The following is a 14,934-nucleotide window of genomic DNA, read 5'->3' on the forward strand; positions in this document are numbered from 1 at the left end:
TATGGTCAAGATTGCACGCTGGAACCACGACGGCGGAACGCAGTCCGGCTTCGTGGACGGCGGAACCTGCTACGCCCTGCCCGCAGGCCACAGCGTCCAGACGCTGCTGGACGCCGGACTGGAAGAAGCGCTGGCCCTTGCCCGGCAGACCATCGGTTCCGGCCCGGCCGTTCCGCTGGCGGCCGTGCAGCTGCTCGCCCCTCTGGTGCCCGCCACCATCCGGGACTTCGTGGCCTTCGAGGAACACGTCGAAGGCGTGCGGAAGAGCATCGACGGGGTGGCCGGCGTGGTGCCCGAATGGTACGAGGCGCCCACGTTCTACTTCACGAACCCGCATACGGTGACCGGCACGGGAGAGGTGATTGGTATTCCGGCGGGCTGTGATGATCTGGACTTTGAAACGGAAGTCGCCGCCGTTGTCGGGCGGGTTCCCGGCAGCGACGGCCGGAACCTGACGGCAGCGGAGGCGCACCGCCACATTTTCGGCTACACGATTCTTAACGACTGGTCGGCACGGGACCTGCAGCGCCGGGAGATGAAGGTCAGTCTGGGGCCGTGCAAGGGCAAGGATTTTTCCAATACGCTGGGCCCCTGGATTGTCACCGCGGATGAGTTCGAGGACCGTCACGACGCCGAGGGTTTCCTGCCGATCTCCATGGCCGTGGACGTCAACGGCGTAGCCGTCGGCCAGGACCTGCTCTCCAACATGGGCTGGCCGTTCGCCGAGCTGGTGGCCTACGCCTCGCAGGACTCCGTGGTGCGGCCCGGCGATGTGCTGGGCTCCGGCACGTGCGGCAGCGGCTGCCTCGCCGAGCTCTGGGGACGGAACGGTTCACAGACTCCCCCGCCACTGAAAACTGGCGACGTGGTCCGCATGACGGTGGAGGGAATCGGCGCCATCGAAAACACGGTGGGCGCCCGGCGTGAGACCGTAACCCGGGTGCCTGCCCGCCAGCGTCCGCGCAACCGGGTTGCCTCTGCGGTCCCTTCCGGGACGTAGGGTGGTTTCCCTTCAGCTCGATGGCCGGACCGTGGTGGTCACCGGCGCGGGCCAGGGTCAGGGCGCTGCCGAGGCAGGCATGCTCGCGGACGCAGGGGCGCGGGTCATTGCCACGGACCTGGCGGCGGACGTACCGGCCGGCCTGGCCGGCGTCTCGCCGCGTGCCGGTGCGGTGGTGTACCGGCAACTGGACGTCAGCGACTCCTCCGGCTGGTCCGGTCTCGCTTCATGGATCGAGTCCCAGGGGTGGCGGGTGGACGGGCTGGTCAACAACGCCGGCATCACCCAGCGGAGCAGGTTGCTGGATGCCTCAGTGGCAGACCTGCGACGCGTTTATGACGTCAACGTCGCTGGAAGCCTGCTGGGAATCCAGGCGCTCTCACCCCTGATGGGCAGCGGAGCCTCCATTGTGAACGTCGGCTCCGTGGCGGGCCTGACGGCCCACTATCCGGTCGCTTACACCGCCAGCAAGTGGGCACTGCGGGGACTCACCCAGGTGGCAGCCATGGAACTCGGACCGCGCGGCATCCGCGTAAATAGCGTCCACCCGGGCTTCATCGAGACGCCCATGACGGCGAGCGCCGGGCCCGAGTTCCGGCAGGCGACCCTGGCCGAGACCCCGCTGGGCCGCACCGGAACCGTAGAGGAGGTCGCCGGCGTCGTGCTGTTCCTCCTCAGCCCGCTCTCGACCTTCGTAACGGGAGCCGAAATCCCGGTGGACGGGGGCCAGTCAGGCCACGGCGGGGCCAAGTCGGTCTCCGACGCCATGCGCTAGCCCGGCAGCACCGCCGACCAGCCGCCGTCGACCATCAGGTTGGCGCCCGTCACGTAGGACGCTTCGTCGGAGGCAAGGAACAGCGCGCACTTGGCGACTTCGTCTGGCGCGCCGATCCGGCCCAGCGGGATGCTGCCGGCGATGGACCGCATGGGGTGGTCGGGGGCCAGGAGGTTGCCCTCGGTCGCCGCGGTGCGGATCATTCCTGGACTGACAGCATTAACGCGCAGTCCATGCGGAGCCCCTTCGGCCGCGAGCTGTTTGGTCATGGCCACCACGGCTCCCTTCGTGGCGGTGTGGGCCAGCCGGCCGTTGGTCATGGAGCCGGTAACTCCTGCCGTGGAACCGACGAGTACGATGGCGGCGTTCTGCGTCCGGATCAGTTGTGGCCAGAAATATTTGACCGGCAGGAACACCACATCCATCTCGTGTTCAACGTTCCATTTCCAGTCGGCAAACGTGAGCTGCTCCACCGGGGCGAAGCGGGTGACCGCCGCGTTGGCGTACAGGATGTGGACCTGGCCATGGCGTGCGGCGACGTCTCCCGCCCATGCCGCCACAGCGGTCTCGTCGGTGAGGTCAACCCGGCTGTTGATCATCCGGCCCCCGGCCGCGGTGACCTGGCGGACGGTGGCCGCGGCGCCGTCGTCGTCCATGTCGCAGCCGACCACTAGGGCCCCTGCCTCAGCAAAGGCGAGCGCCGCCGCCCTGCCTTGGCCGCTGGCCGTTCCGGTGATGACGGCGGTTTTGCCGGCCAGGCGTTGGCTGGGGACAGGCATGAGGGGTCCTTCCGAATCTGCGTTTCTTCGACTCTCGCAGGGATGGTCCGGACGGGGAATGGCGCTTTGGCTCTAGGTGGTATCCGCTGCACGGATAGTCACCGGGTGGGCGGTGACGGGGAAGAGTTCGTGCAGCCGCGAGCAAGCCCGCTGGACCACGGAACGCAGCCAGACGCTGGCAGGGTCCTCTGTCTGGGACGGGTGCCAGTACATTGCTTCCACGAGGGACGCTTCAGCGCCCTCCGAGAACTCCAGCACAACGATGTCCGCGCCGCGCTGAGCCCGTGCTGCCAGCATCCCCGGGACCAGCGCCACGAGGTCTGTCCCTTCCACCAGAAGTGGCAGGGACAGGAACCCGGCCACCACCGCGGCCACGCGGCGCTGAACGCCCCTGGACTCGAACAATTTGTCGGCCGGGGTGCTGATTCCCTCGCCGAAATAGCCGACGGCGTGGGGAATGGCGGCCAGGTCCGCCAGGGTGAGCCGGGGCTGCTGGAGCAGGGGATTTGCGGTGTCAGCCACAGCCACGAAGCTGTCCCGGAAGAGCTGCTTGCTGGCTCCCTGCATGTGGTATCCCGTGGGCCCGACGAGCAGGTCGATTTTAGAATAGTCAGTCATCTGGCCCTGGATCCCGGACTTGGCCGTGGGAACAAAATCCACCGACACGCCGGGGGCTGCCTCGCGCAGGATGCCCCGCAGCGGGCCCACAATCAGCGCCGCCGCGTAGTCCGAGGCGGCAATAACGAATTCTCGCTCGCTCGTGGCGGCGTCGAAGCCGGACCGTACCCGCGTGGCCCGCTGGATGTGAAGCACTGCTTCATCAACCAGCGGGACCAGGGACTGCGCGAAGGGCGTGAGGTCATACGTTCGGCCGTTCCGCACCAGAAGCTCGTCGTCGAAATGGCGCCGGAGCCTGGCCATTGCGGCACTGGTGGCCGGCTGGCTGAGCTGGAGCCGTTCAGCCGCCCTGGAAACGTTCCGCAGTTCCAGCAGGACCTGCAGTTGGGGCAACAGATTCAGGTCCAGATTCTTCATACCCATAGGTTATCCGTGCTCCGAGCCCGGCCGACTTAGCGGCCGGTGGCGCCTGGCTCCGATCGAGCTGCCGGTTCAGGCGCCCTCCGAACCAAGCTCCTCGGCAACCTTCCGGGCGCCGCGGACCGCGATGGCCACACTCATCAGCGTGGGATTCATGGCCGTCGCCGTCGGAATAAGCGCGTTTCCGCCCACCACCAGGTTGTCGTAGCCCCACACCCGTGACCACGGGTCCGCCACCGAGGCCCCATCATCGGTTTCGCCCATGCGCATGGTGCCCTGGTAGTGCAGGCTCGAGCCGTTGGGCATGAGGCGGGGCTCGGCAACGAAGGTGCCAAGGGTCTTGCCGGCACGCCGCAGCCGCTCAGTGGCTTCGGCGATTTCGGCGTTTTCCCGCTCAGTGAGCGCGTACTCGATGCTCATGTTGGGGAATCCGCGGTAGTCCTGCTCGCCGTCGTCGAAAGTGACGGCATCCTCGTAGCGCGGGTGCTTGCGCATCCCGTAGCCCATGTTGACGTAGCCCCACCGGTTCTCGGAGTACGGGGTTCCCGGCTCCATCGGGAACGGGGTCGATTCGGAATACATCACCTGGACGGAGAAGGGGTGCTCCGGCTCCGAGAACGGGATGCGGTTCACTGCCGCAACGGGGTCTGCCGGGTTCAGTGCGCGCCGGGCCAGTTCGGCGTCGAGATCCTTCTCAGTGGCGAAGCGGCGCATCTTTTCGGCATCCAGCGCCACGGTGGAGATGACCACGGGATGCTCGGTCAGGTAGTGGCCAAGTGCTTTCGGCCGCACGCCCGAGGCCCACAGGAGTTGCGGCGAGCGGAAGGCGTCCGCCGCGACCACGACGAAGTCGGCTGGCACGAATGACGTCTCTCCCGTGCGGAGGTCCTGGACGGTGACGCCGGTAACCCGGTGTCCGTTCAGCTCCACGCGGCGGACCAGGGTTAGGTCGCGGAGTTCGAACTGCTTGGAGAGCGGGCTGTCCTGGTCCAGGAGCGGGCCGAGGACGACGTCGGCGCCCGCCCAGCGCATGGATCCGTCCGGTTGCGGGTCTCCGGCCACCGGAAGGGTACCCACCCCGTAACCTTCGGGCAGTTCCGCCGCGAACTCTTCGTCCAGGAGAGACCGGATGGCCTCACCGACGGTTGAGTCGGCGAACGCGGCGCTGTGGACGTGCAGCAGCTGCTTCGCGTCCTCGATGAGCCCGTCCCATTCCTCGTCCGCGATAAACGGAACCTTCTCGCTGAAGGCCGGCGACGGCGTCGCGCAGGTCCAGTGCGCGCCCTGGCCGCCGACGTTGGTGGCCGCGGCCGCCGCGGGGAAGGTTGCCGCGTGTGCGGAGCCCGCCCCGCCGAAGTCGAGCAGGTGCGTGCCCTGGCGGGCGGTGAACATGCCTTCAGTCACGGTGCCGGCAGGGAGGCCGAGCGATTCCCGGTAGTCGCCGGCCTGCGGTCCCTGCGACATCTCACGCGCGCGGGCCTTTTCGGCAGCGTCAGGGATGTTCCGGACGCTCTCGCCGGGAACCGCCGTCAGCTGCGGACCGGCTTCGAACATCACCACCCGGGCAGACGGCACCTGCTCGAGGAGCACGCGTGCATAGGTAGAGCCGATGGGCCCGCTGCCGACGATGGCAATAGTGGGGTTGGACATGAGGTCTCCTTTGAAATCAGGCCGTAAGAGCTTCGGAAGTTGTTTGCTGGGCGGGAACGGGTTCGTCAGAGAGTCGGCCGTGCGGCAACAGGACCGCGGCGACAATGCCCACGGCATAGGTGGCCGCCAAGGCGGTGAAGATGGGCGTGAAGACGGAGCTATAGGCATGCGCGACGCTGGCCTGCACCTCCGGCGCAGCGGCGTGGACCAGCTGCGGGATAAGCGTGGAAGCGTCAAGGCCTGCAGGCAGAAGGGCCGCCACGCCGAAGCCGACCACCCCGCCGATGATCGCCGTCGCAACGGTTGACCCCACCTGCCGCACCAGGTTGATGGTTGCGGTGATGGTGCCGGTCTGGCTGGCGGGGACCGCTCCCTGCACCACAGCGACAATCAGGCTCATGAACGCTCCGGTGCCCATTCCAACAAGCCCCATGACAATCATGGGAACCCACAGCGGAAGCCCGGCAGGCAGCACGGCCATGACAAATAGGCTGGCCGCGCCAAGCGATGTTCCCACGATCGGGAAGACCCGGTACCGCCCTGTCCTGCTGGCCAGCCACCCGGTGAGCAGGTTGCTGATCAGCATGCCGAACACCGTAGCGATGGGAACGAGCCCGGACACGGTGGCCGTGGTCTGGTAGGACATCTGGAAGTACGTCGGCAGGTAGGCAGTGATGGAAAAGAGCCCGACGCCGATGATCGCCGACAGCGCGGTGCCTGCCGCAATCGTGCGGCTGGCGAAGAAGTGGAGCGGCACGATGGGCTCGGCGGCCCGCCGCTCAATGAAGAAGAAGGCAACAAAGCCCACGACGCTGGCGCCGAGCGCCACAGCAGTGGCGGGGCCCTGACTCCGCCCGGTGGCCCAGGTAACGGCCAGCACCAGGGCCACTAGGGCAGTGGTGAAGACGGCAGCGCCGGCAACATCGAAGTGGCGGGGTCTGGGGCCGGGTGCCAGGCGGGGAACAGCGATCAGCGCCAGGACCAATGCTGCGGCGCCCACTGGGATGTTGATCCAGAAGACCCACTGCCAGCCCCAGTAGTCAGTGATCGCACCGCCGAGCACGGGACCGACGAGAATCGCGATCGGGAAGGCGGCGCCGATAATCGCCATGTACTTGGGGCGTTCGCGCTGCGAGGTGACCCGGGCAATGATGGTCTGGGACATGAGCTGCAGGCCGGCTGAGCTCATCCCCTGCAGGACGCGCGCCGCGATGAGCCAAGCCATGTCCTGGGCGAAGCCGCACGCCAGGGAAGCGGCCAGGAACACAACCAGGGAACCAAGGAAGATGCGGCGCGCTCCCAGCACGTCACCCAGTTTCCCGAGCACAGGCAGCAGCACGGTGCTGGCCAGGGTGTAGCCGACAACAACCCAGCTCATCAGTGTCAGCGCATCCAGCTCACCGGCAATGGTGGCGAGGGATGTGGAAACCACTGTGTGGTCCAAGGCCCCGAGGAAAGAGACCGAGAGCAGGGCGATAACAAGGAGACGGAGTCTCAAAGGTGAAAGTGGCATATTGATCTACCCGAACGATCGGGCCGTCGACGCGACGTGTTGTGCCTCGGCCGCACCATCACGGCCGAGAACGGGTCCGGCAGGAACCCCAACGTCATTCGCCATACTACTCCACTTTGGTCTGAAAACAACAAAAGAATGTCCGGATTCGACATGCTGCATTTCAGACACCTATTAGGGCCCAGGTGAGGGCCATGTCCTCGAGCAGCTCCTCCAGGTCTGTGACGTGCTCGCCCGAGGAGCAGGCAACGAGAGCCCGGCGGAGCGCGAGCCGCGCTGAAGACTCGTAGCGTTCCGGAGCCCTAAGTGCCCCGTCCTCGGTGGACGTCTCCAGGCGGGTCAGCCCCGCGGGTTGGTCCACGGTTAGTTCCGTCCTCACCTCACCGAGGGCCAGCAGCCGGAGCAGGCCTCCGGGGTGAAGGCCGCCCGCCACTGTCCCCGCAAGGGTGGTGGGAATTGACCCGCCGGCGGCCCCAGCCGAGTCCAGGAGCGCGATTCTGCTCTGGGCCGCGGCCACGCCCGACCGAAGCGTCAGCGATCCCGGGAGCAGGGACCGCGCCCAGCCAACGCCGTCACGGATTACGGCGTCAAGGCTCGCGACGGCGGCAAAACACTCGACCGTGACGATCCGGGCCGGGCTGCCCCCTCTTGCCCGAATTGCCTCGGCAACGGCATCGGGGCGCAGGCGCGGGCGCTCAACGATGACCGGAACGTCAGCCGGCCAGGAGCCAGATCCGATCGTCTCCTGCGGAAGCACCTCCGGGTCCGCAATCACCACGGCCGCTGCTCCTCCCGCCCGGGCCGAGAGCAGAGCCTGCCACCAATCACCGGATCCAGGCACCACCACCACCGCCCCGCTGACGTCGGCCGTCAGCACAGCACTGAGGGGAAGTTCGGCAACAGCGCCAACGTAGGAAGGCAGCGCAGTGAATACGCCGCGGCCTCGCTTCACCGCACTCACAGGGGCACTCCTTCAAGAACTTTCGCGGCGGCAGCGTCGGCGAGGTCGGTTGCATAGTGTGAGTCGGCCAGCAGTTCGTCGTACTCCACCGGCGCCGCACCCGCCAGGAGCGACGCAAGCAGGCGCCACTCCGCCACATAGCCGTCCTCGGTGTCCCGCCGGTACTCCGTCCATTGCCCGTCCACGCTTCGTACACGGGTGGCGGCGCTTCCGGCATGGACGAAGGCGGGCGGGAAATTGACCTCGATACGGTCGTGGGAGGTGGCGACGCTCAACCGCCAGAGAGCATCCGGCCCCAGCGGAAGCATGGTGAGCGCCAGCTGGATCAGGATCCCGCTTGCCCGGTACCCCACCAGATAACCGATCGGCGGAACGATTCTTGCGTAAACCACTTCGTCGATGCTGGGCGCAATGTCCCTGACGGCCGGAAGATCATGGATCGCGAGGCCCGTCAGCAACTGCTTTAAGACGCCGGCCGCCACAGCAGGGTCATGCAGGTCAGGGCGTCCCCGGCGCCCAGGCTGAAAAGGGCCCCCTTCTGCGACCAGGCGGTGGTACCTGTCGTTCGGCGGGAGCGCGAGGGTTACGGAGACTGTCTGCACTCGGCCCTCGAGGGCGAGCAGGTGATGCTTTGCCCGGCCCCATGCCGCATCAAATAAGTGATTGGTTCCCACCAGGAGGATGGTGCCTGCGGCCCGGCATGCCGCAACGACTTCTTCAGCTTCTTCCCTGCTGGTGGCCAGCGGTTTTTCGCTGAACACGGCCCGCTTGCCCGCAGCCACTGCAGCGAGGATCTGGCGGGCATGTTCAGCCGGTGGACTGCATACGGCCACCACATCCACGTCCCTGTCCGCGAGGAGCTCGGCCTCCCCCTCAGACCAACGGCCACCACATGTTCTGGCCAGGGCCTCGGCGCGCCCGCTCCCGGCGTCGGCAATGTGCACCACGTTGAACAGCTCCGCCAGCCGCCCCAGCACCGGGAGGTGAAGGGCAGCCACGCCCGGCCCGGCTCCAAGGACCCCTACGTTCCAAGGCATCGTCGCCTCCCTTCTTATGTGCCTATTATTCATAAGTTCGGGTAGTTCTGGCTATAGTCGCGCCCGACGGCACCTTAGTGGCACTTTTGTGTGAGAATTGTGACCATGACGACAGACTCCACACTCCGCTTTGGAGCGCAGACGGATGAAGTGACGAGCCTGCTGAGGATCGTCAACCTGGTGCGCACCGGCGAGGCCACCACGCGCCCTGAAATCGGCAAGGTCACCGGCTTGGGACGCGGCGTTGTCAGTCAGCGCGTAGATCAGGCCATTCAAATCGGTTTCCTGGGCGATGGAGAGTTCGGGGCCTCGTCCGGCGGCCGCGCGCCCCGGACCCTGCGTTTCCGCGCGGAGCAGGGACGGATCGTGATATGCGCGCTTGGCGCGGCACACATACGGGTTGGCGTAGCTGCGCTCGACGGCGACATCCTGGAACACACGCATCGCACCTGGGACATCGCGCAGGGTCCGGAGAAGACCATCGCCGCGGTGATGTCCCTGATCGAAGATGTCCTGAAGAAGGACCCCCAGGTGCCCGTATGGGGTGTGGTGGTGGGACTGCCCGGCCCGGTGGACTTTGCCTCGGGGCAGCCCGTGGCGCCTCCGATCATGCCCGGCTGGAACGCTTACGATGTCCGCACGCCTTTCGAGGAACGGTTCAATGCACCGGTATGGGTCGATAACGACTCCAACCTGCTTGCCCTTGGCGAACGCGCCCGGCGGCGCGACTCCCTGGCGGACCTCATCTACTGCAAGATCGGTTCAGGCGTTGGGGCCGGCCTGCTGTCCAAGGGCAGGATTCACCGTGGCGCAAACGGGGCCGCCGGCGACATCGGCCACGTCCGGGTCTCGGACTCTGATGTGCAGTGCCGCTGTGGCAAGGTCGGCTGCCTGGAAGCGGTTGCCGGCGGTTGGGCCCTCGTCCGGGATGCCGAACAGGCCATCAAGGGAGGTGCCCACAGCTCCCTTGCCCCGAGTGCCAAAAAGGGAGCGCTGACCTTCGAGGACATCACCCTGGCGGCCAACGCAGGGGACTCCCTGGCCATCACCCTCATCCAGAAGTCGGCACGGGTGGCGGGCGAGACCATTTCGGCCCTGGTGAACATGTTCAATCCGGGAGTCATTGTGATCGGCGGTGCCATTGCGTCTGCGGGCGAGGTGTTTTTGGCCGAGGTGCGCCAACGCGTCTACGAACTGTCGCTGCCGCTAGCCACCCGGGACCTCACCATCACCTTGTCCGTCAACGATGAGCGCGAACCGCTGCGCGGCGGAGCCGAACTGGCCCGCGAGCAGCTGTTCGACGTCACCTTTCCCCGCTGGTTCGCGGAGGGCCGGCCGTCCCCGGAACGGACCGCCGTTCCGGCATAAAGTTCCGGCCTAAACTCCCGGGGCCAAACTTCTTCCTGTTTCTGACTTAAGAATGTATCTTCGGATCGTAAGTCTCGACACGAAGGAGTGCATAACAATGCCCGAAAGAATCCCGTCCCGCGGAACCCCGTCCGACCTCATCAGAACGCTGATCGTCACCGGCATGACTGATGTCCACCACGACTGGCGCAAGACCACGCCCGCCCTCAAAGAGCTCCTTGAGCAGACGGGCCGCTTCGAGGTGCGCGTTACTGAGGAGTTCCGCGGAGCAACGGCAGAAACGCTGGAACCCTACGACCTTGTGGTTCTCAACTACTACGGACGCTCCGACCCCTGGCGCGATGTTCCGGAAGAGCGCTTCGGTCCGGTTGCGGAGCAGGCGCTCTTCGACTTTGTTGCCAGCGGCAAAGGCCTCATCGCCTATCACCCAACACTCGCCGGCGGCGTCGGCTGGGACCCCGAGTACGAGCGCCTGCTCGGCGGGGTCATGCGGGAAGAGACTTCCAGACGGGCGCCAAACAACGACTTCCTCGTGCACACAGCGGAGCCCCACCCCATCACCGCCGGCTGGCCGGCGGAATTCCCGCATTACAACGACGACCTCTACGTCGGCCTCAAGTGGCCGGAGGGCGTCAGGAAGACCGTTCTGCTGAAGGGATGGGACAATCCCCTGCGCTACACCCAGGTCCCGTCACAGTGGCGCAGCCTGCCGGGAATGGGCGAAGACCACCCCCTCGCCTGGGCCGTTGAGTACGGCGAGGGACGGTCAGTGTCGATCGGCATCGGCCACAACGAGCAGGCCATCGGACACCCCGCCTTCCGCGCCCTGTTCCCGCGCAGCGCGGAGTGGGCGGCGACCGGTGCGGTGACAATTCCAACGCCCGGAGACCTCGGCGAGGCCGTAGAAGGCGGCGACTGGTGGCCCACCACGCTGGAGCCCATGGTGCGCGGCATGTTCAATGACTGGGTAGCAGCAGGAGAGCCCGCCTCCCAGAAATAGGTATCGTCCCGGCGTGGCCTGGACCGCTCAGGCCACGTCCAAGGACACGCTGGGCACCGGCGGCCGGTCAAGCTCCAGCCGGGCCCCAAGATGGAACGGCAGGATCAGCGGCGAACCCGGACGCGCCTGCAGGTATGGCACCAGCAGGCGGAAGTCGACGGCGACGCCGTGCGAACCGCGGCCAAGTTCGCGCCGGCCAGCCAGGACCAGCCTGTCTTGGACAAACCACCAGCCGGACTCCCCCTGCAGCGAATCGGGCGGCACGCGGCGGCCGCCCAGCACCACCGACAATTCCCCTGGCGCCACCCGGATGCCTTCGACCTCAACTTCGATCCCAACAACACTGGATAAGGGCATCGAGCGGATCCACGGCAGCCCGATCCGAAGTTCAAAGCCGCCCGGCGTGGTGGTCAGCGCATCTTCACGCAAAGCGGTTTCCAACATCGCCTCCATCCTTTATCCTAAAAGTGACATAAGCTTGTCATTAACAAGCATAAATGGGAAGGCACCTGATGGTCCCCGTATTTCCCGAGAGCTGGACTCTGTGCGCCAGCTCGTTCAACTGGACTCCCGAGATCATCGCCGCTCGCCGGCCGGCCCAAGACATCGTCAGCGGCATAGCCGACTCCGTATCGAAATCCATCGAACTGGAACCCGGACTGCTGTGGCGGTCCTTTCCGGCTCCGCAGGACGCCGAGGTGGATGGGCTGCGCGAAGCGTTGGCCGCCAAGGAGGGACGCGTCAGCATCGTTGGCGCCAGCCTCGACGACTTCACCTCGCCGACTGAACGCCGCACGCTGCGGGAGCGCCTGGACTTTCTGGTCCCCCAGCTCCATGCCGCGCACCGGGTGGGCGCGAGCGGAATCCGGCTGCCGATCGGACAGGCGGGCACCGAGCTGCTGGCACTGGTGCAGCCGCTCCTGCACGAGCTCGACCTCGTGCTGTACGAAGAGATCCAGGGCCAGCAGACTCCGAGGAATCCGGCAGTGGCACCAGCCCTGGATGCGATCGCCGGTCTCGCCGACGATCGCGTGCGGGTCCTCGTGGATATCAGCATGCTGATGCCCGCCCTTCCCGTAACCTACCTTGAAGAACTGCGGCGGGGAGACGTGTCCGCCGACCTGCTGGAGCGCCTGGAGAATGACTGGCGCGATCCCGCCACCCCCGATGCCGTCACGGCCCTGCTTCGCTCGGGGAAGGTTCCGCCGCCCGTCCACACCCTGTTCATGAACCTGCTCATCCGCTTCGGCCGGAGCGACGCCGCCGACCTGCAGGACATCCTTCCCCTCGTGGGGGGCTTCCACCTGAAGTTCTGGGACTTGGACGACGCCGACCGCCGGGTTACGCAGCCGCTGAGCGATCTTGGCGGCCTGCTCGGACGGAACGGGTTTAAAGGCACGCTGACCAGCGAATGGGGCGGCCACGAATGGCTGCAGGATGATCCCACGGAGATGACACGAAGGCATCTGGCGCTGGCTGAAACCGCCCTCGCGGAAGGGGCACTCGCCGCCGGCGCTGCGGTCTGATCTGCATACACCGAAGGCGGACACAGCAGAACGGCCGGTCCTGGAGTTCCAGGACCGGCCGTTCAGCTGTGCGCTATTTGGTGCGGGCGCTACTTCGTGCTGAAAGCGGCGTCGAAGGCCGCTGCTGAGGGTTCATAGCTGGAGAGCCGGCGCACGAACGCCATTGCCTCCGGGGCGCCCTCCAGCCGGTCCATGCCGGCGTCCTCCCACTCCACGGACAGCGGGCCGCGGTAGTCGATGGCATTCAGCATCCGGAACGCATCCTCCCACGGCACGTCGCCGTGGCCGGTGGAGATGAAATCCCAGCCCCGGCGCGGGTCCGCCCAGGGCAGGTGGGATGAAAGGCGGCCGTTCCGGCCGTTGACCAGCCGCTTCTTCGTGTCCTTGCAGTGCACGTGGTAGATACGGTCCTTGAAGTCCCACAGGAACCCCACCGGGTCGATGTCCTGCCACACCATGTGGCTCGGGTCCCAGTTCAGGCCGAACGCCTCGCGGTGCCCGATCGCCTTCAGGGTGCGCTGCGTTGTCCAGTAGTCGTAGGCGATCTCGGATGGGTGCACCTCATGGGCGAACCGGACTCCGCACTCGTCAAAGACGTCCAGGATGGGGTTCCACCGGTCCGCAAAGTCCTGGTAACCGGCATCGACCATTTTTTCGGTAGCGGGCGGGAACATTGCCACGTACTTCCAGATGGACGATCCGGTAAACCCGGTCACAGTCTTCACGCCGAGCCTGGCGGCGAGCCGCGCCGTGTTCTTCAGTTCCTCGGCGGCACGACGGCGGACCCCCTCAGGATCGCCGTCGCCCCACACGACGTCCGGCAGGATGCCGCGGTGCCGCTCGTCGATCGGGTCGTCGCAGACAGCCTGGCCCTTGAGGTGGTTGGAGATGGTCCACACCTTGAGGCCGTGGCGCTCCAGGATGTCCAGCTTGCCCTGCACATAGGCGTCGTCGTCCCAGCGCCAGGGGTCCAGGTGGTCTCCCCAGCACGCGATCTCCAGGCCGTCGTAGCCCCACTCGCCGGCGAGCCGGGCCACCTCCTCAAACGGCAGGTCGGCCCACTGGCCAGTAAAGAGTGTAATTGGTCGTGCCACGTACTTCCCCTCCTCAACCGGCCACAGGAACGCCGGAAGCGACCCGTGTCCAGGCGGAATCATTGTCGGAACTGCGCTCGACGGCGTCGAGCACCCGCTGCACCCTCAGCCCGTCAGCGAACGACGGGTGCGGGTTCGTGCCGCCCACGATGCCCTCCACGAGGTCCTTGACCTGGTGGGAGAACCCGTGCTCGTAGCCGAGCATGTGCCCTGCGGGCCACCACGCCGAAACGTAGGGGTGCTCCGCCTCCGTGACCAGGATCTTCCGAAAGCCCTGGCGGTCCGCGGGCGCCGTGCGGTCGTAAAACAGGACGCTGTTCAGGTCCTCAAGGTCGAAGGCCAGGGCGCCCTTGTCACCCGAAACCTCGATCTCCAGCGCGTTTTTGCGGCCGGTGGCAAAGCGCGAGGCCTCGAACGATGCCAGCGCCCCGGTTTCGAAGCGGCCGGTGAAGATGGCGATATCGTCCACGGTCACCTGGCCGTAACCGGTCCCGGCAGTGCCGGACAGCCCGGTGCTGGAACGTCCGGTACCTGAGTCCGGGAGGGGCCGCTCCTTCACGATCGTGTCGATGACGCCGGAGACCTTCGCTAGGCTCAGCCCGGTGACAAACTGGGCCAGGTCGATGGCGTGGGCGCCGATGTCCCCCAGCGCCCCGGACCCGGCGTGTTCCTTCTGCAGCCGCCAGGCCAGCGGCATTTCCGGGTCCACGAGCCAGTCCTGCCGGTAGGAGGCGCGCACGTGGTTGACCGTGCCCACGGCGCCGTCGGCGATGAGATCGCGGAGGAACGTGACGGCCGGAACGCGGCGGTACGTGAAACCCACCATCGCCCGGACGCCCCGGGCTGCCGCGCGCTCGGCCGCCGCGGCCATCGCTTCGGCCTCCGCCACCGTGTTGGCCAGCGGCTTCTCGCACAAAACGTGCTTCCCGGCCTCCAGCGCGGCGATCGCGATCTCAGCGTGGGAGTCACCAGGGGTGACGATGTCGACGACGTCGATATCGTCCCGGGCGATCACCCCGCGCCAGTCTGGGGCTGCCTCAGCCCAGCCCCACTTTTGGGCCGCAGCGGCCACCGCCTCGGCGTTGCGGCCCACAACCACTGCCATTTCCGGCTCGGCCGGAAGGTCGAACACCCGCGGCGCTGTGCGCCAGCCCTGGGAGTGGGCGGCCCCCATGAAGCCATAGCCGATCATG

Annotated in this window: 14 protein-coding genes; 5 read left to right on the forward strand and 9 right to left on the reverse strand. The window is 66.7% G+C overall.

Features of this window, described 5'->3' with window-relative positions:
* Nucleotide 1 precedes the first annotated feature (1 nt).
* Both ACFVVK_RS00605 and ACFVVK_RS00610 read left to right on the forward strand, forming a co-directional pair.
* Nucleotides 2–1,000, forward strand: coding sequence for a fumarylacetoacetate hydrolase family protein (locus tag ACFVVK_RS00605; protein WP_390261963.1), 999 nt, complete (start codon nt 2–4; stop codon nt 998–1,000).
* A 1-nt stretch (nt 1,001) separates the two neighbouring features.
* Nucleotides 1,002–1,775 carry an SDR family NAD(P)-dependent oxidoreductase gene (locus ACFVVK_RS00610; protein WP_390261965.1) on the forward strand — a complete coding sequence of 258 codons (774 nt, stop codon included), beginning with the start codon at nt 1,002–1,004 and terminating at the stop codon, nt 1,773–1,775.
* On the opposite strand, the gene ACFVVK_RS00615 is transcribed toward ACFVVK_RS00610, so the two are convergent.
* The 6 genes from ACFVVK_RS00615 to ACFVVK_RS00640 all read right to left on the reverse strand — a co-directional run bounded on the left by ACFVVK_RS00615 (nt 1,772) and on the right by ACFVVK_RS00640 (nt 8,753).
* A complete protein-coding gene (locus tag ACFVVK_RS00615; protein WP_390261968.1) occupies nt 1,772–2,554 on the reverse strand; it encodes an SDR family NAD(P)-dependent oxidoreductase in 783 nt (260 codons plus the stop codon). The genes ACFVVK_RS00610 and ACFVVK_RS00615 overlap by 4 nt on opposite strands.
* A 72-nt stretch (nt 2,555–2,626) precedes the next feature.
* Nucleotides 2,627–3,589, reverse strand: coding sequence for a LysR family transcriptional regulator (locus ACFVVK_RS00620; RefSeq protein ID WP_390261970.1), 963 nt, complete (start codon nt 3,587–3,589; stop codon nt 2,627–2,629).
* A gap of 75 nt (nt 3,590–3,664) precedes the next feature.
* A complete protein-coding gene (locus ACFVVK_RS00625; protein WP_390261972.1) occupies nt 3,665–5,242 on the reverse strand; it encodes a GMC oxidoreductase in 1,578 nt (525 codons plus the stop codon).
* Nucleotides 5,243–5,258: 16 nt separating this feature from the next.
* Nucleotides 5,259–6,755, reverse strand: coding sequence for an MFS transporter (locus ACFVVK_RS00630; RefSeq protein WP_390261975.1), 1,497 nt, complete (start codon nt 6,753–6,755; stop codon nt 5,259–5,261).
* Between the two features lie 163 nt (nt 6,756–6,918).
* Nucleotides 6,919–7,716: a hypothetical protein gene (locus ACFVVK_RS00635; protein WP_390261978.1), complete on the reverse strand. Its 798-nt coding sequence runs from the start codon at nt 7,714–7,716 to the stop codon at nt 6,919–6,921.
* A complete protein-coding gene (locus tag ACFVVK_RS00640; RefSeq protein WP_390261981.1) occupies nt 7,713–8,753 on the reverse strand; it encodes a Gfo/Idh/MocA family protein in 1,041 nt (346 codons plus the stop codon). The genes ACFVVK_RS00635 and ACFVVK_RS00640 overlap by 4 nt, the downstream gene beginning before the upstream one ends.
* Nucleotides 8,754–8,858: 105 nt before the next feature.
* On the opposite strand from ACFVVK_RS00640, the gene ACFVVK_RS00645 reads away from it, so the two are divergent.
* On the forward strand, nt 8,859–10,121 hold the full coding sequence (locus tag ACFVVK_RS00645) for an ROK family protein (protein WP_390261983.1): 1,263 nt from the start codon (nt 8,859–8,861) through the stop codon (nt 10,119–10,121).
* Nucleotides 10,122–10,218: 97 nt separating this feature from the next.
* Nucleotides 10,219–11,121 carry a ThuA domain-containing protein gene (locus tag ACFVVK_RS00650; protein ID WP_390261986.1) on the forward strand — a complete coding sequence of 301 codons (903 nt, stop codon included), beginning with the start codon at nt 10,219–10,221 and terminating at the stop codon, nt 11,119–11,121.
* Between the two features lie 27 nt (nt 11,122–11,148).
* Here ACFVVK_RS00650 and ACFVVK_RS00655 read toward each other — a convergent pair whose 3' ends face one another.
* Nucleotides 11,149–11,565 carry a DUF6379 domain-containing protein gene (locus ACFVVK_RS00655; protein ID WP_390261989.1) on the reverse strand — a complete coding sequence of 139 codons (417 nt, stop codon included), beginning with the start codon at nt 11,563–11,565 and terminating at the stop codon, nt 11,149–11,151.
* Between the two features lie 53 nt (nt 11,566–11,618).
* On the opposite strand from ACFVVK_RS00655, the gene ACFVVK_RS00660 reads away from it, so the two are divergent.
* A complete protein-coding gene (locus ACFVVK_RS00660) occupies nt 11,619–12,647 on the forward strand; it encodes a restriction endonuclease subunit R (protein ID WP_390261992.1) in 1,029 nt (342 codons plus the stop codon).
* A gap of 89 nt (nt 12,648–12,736) precedes the next feature.
* Here the strand turns inward: ACFVVK_RS00660 and ACFVVK_RS00665 are convergent, their stop codons facing one another.
* Together ACFVVK_RS00665 and ACFVVK_RS00670 are read right to left on the reverse strand one after the other, a co-directional pair.
* Nucleotides 12,737–13,741, reverse strand: coding sequence for a sugar phosphate isomerase/epimerase family protein (locus ACFVVK_RS00665; protein ID WP_390261995.1), 1,005 nt, complete (start codon nt 13,739–13,741; stop codon nt 12,737–12,739).
* Nucleotides 13,742–13,754: 13 nt separating this feature from the next.
* Nucleotides 13,755–14,933, reverse strand: a complete 1,179-nt coding sequence (locus tag ACFVVK_RS00670; RefSeq protein WP_390262762.1) for a Gfo/Idh/MocA family protein — start codon at nt 14,931–14,933, stop codon at nt 13,755–13,757.
* Nucleotide 14,934: the final 1 nt, after the last annotated feature.

Origin of the sequence: Arthrobacter sp. NPDC058192, assembly GCF_042883665.1 — a bacterium.
Classification (GTDB): Bacteria; Actinomycetota; Actinomycetes; order Actinomycetales; family Micrococcaceae; genus Arthrobacter.

Excerpts from the sequence above, each read along its gene's own strand:
- ACFVVK_RS00605 (WP_390261963.1), top strand. The coding sequence starts at position 2 with ATGGTCAAGATTGCACGCTGGAACCACGACGGCGGAACGCAGTCCGGC.
- ACFVVK_RS00615 (WP_390261968.1), bottom strand. The coding sequence starts at position 2,554 with ATGCCTGTCCCCAGCCAACGCCTGGCCGGCAAAACCGCCGTCATCACC.
- ACFVVK_RS00620 (WP_390261970.1), bottom strand. The coding sequence starts at position 3,589 with ATGAAGAATCTGGACCTGAATCTGTTGCCCCAACTGCAGGTCCTGCTG.
- ACFVVK_RS00625 (WP_390261972.1), bottom strand. The coding sequence starts at position 5,242 with ATGTCCAACCCCACTATTGCCATCGTCGGCAGCGGGCCCATCGGCTCT.
- ACFVVK_RS00630 (WP_390261975.1), bottom strand. The coding sequence starts at position 6,755 with ATGCCACTTTCACCTTTGAGACTCCGTCTCCTTGTTATCGCCCTGCTC.
- ACFVVK_RS00640 (WP_390261981.1), bottom strand. The coding sequence starts at position 8,753 with ATGCCTTGGAACGTAGGGGTCCTTGGAGCCGGGCCGGGCGTGGCTGCC.
- ACFVVK_RS00645 (WP_390261983.1), top strand. The coding sequence starts at position 8,859 with ATGACGACAGACTCCACACTCCGCTTTGGAGCGCAGACGGATGAAGTG.
- ACFVVK_RS00650 (WP_390261986.1), top strand. The coding sequence starts at position 10,219 with ATGCCCGAAAGAATCCCGTCCCGCGGAACCCCGTCCGACCTCATCAGA.
- ACFVVK_RS00655 (WP_390261989.1), bottom strand. The coding sequence starts at position 11,565 with ATGTTGGAAACCGCTTTGCGTGAAGATGCGCTGACCACCACGCCGGGC.
- ACFVVK_RS00660 (WP_390261992.1), top strand. The coding sequence starts at position 11,619 with ATGGGAAGGCACCTGATGGTCCCCGTATTTCCCGAGAGCTGGACTCTG.
- ACFVVK_RS00670 (WP_390262762.1), bottom strand. The coding sequence starts at position 14,933 with ATGATCGGCTATGGCTTCATGGGGGCCGCCCACTCCCAGGGCTGGCGC.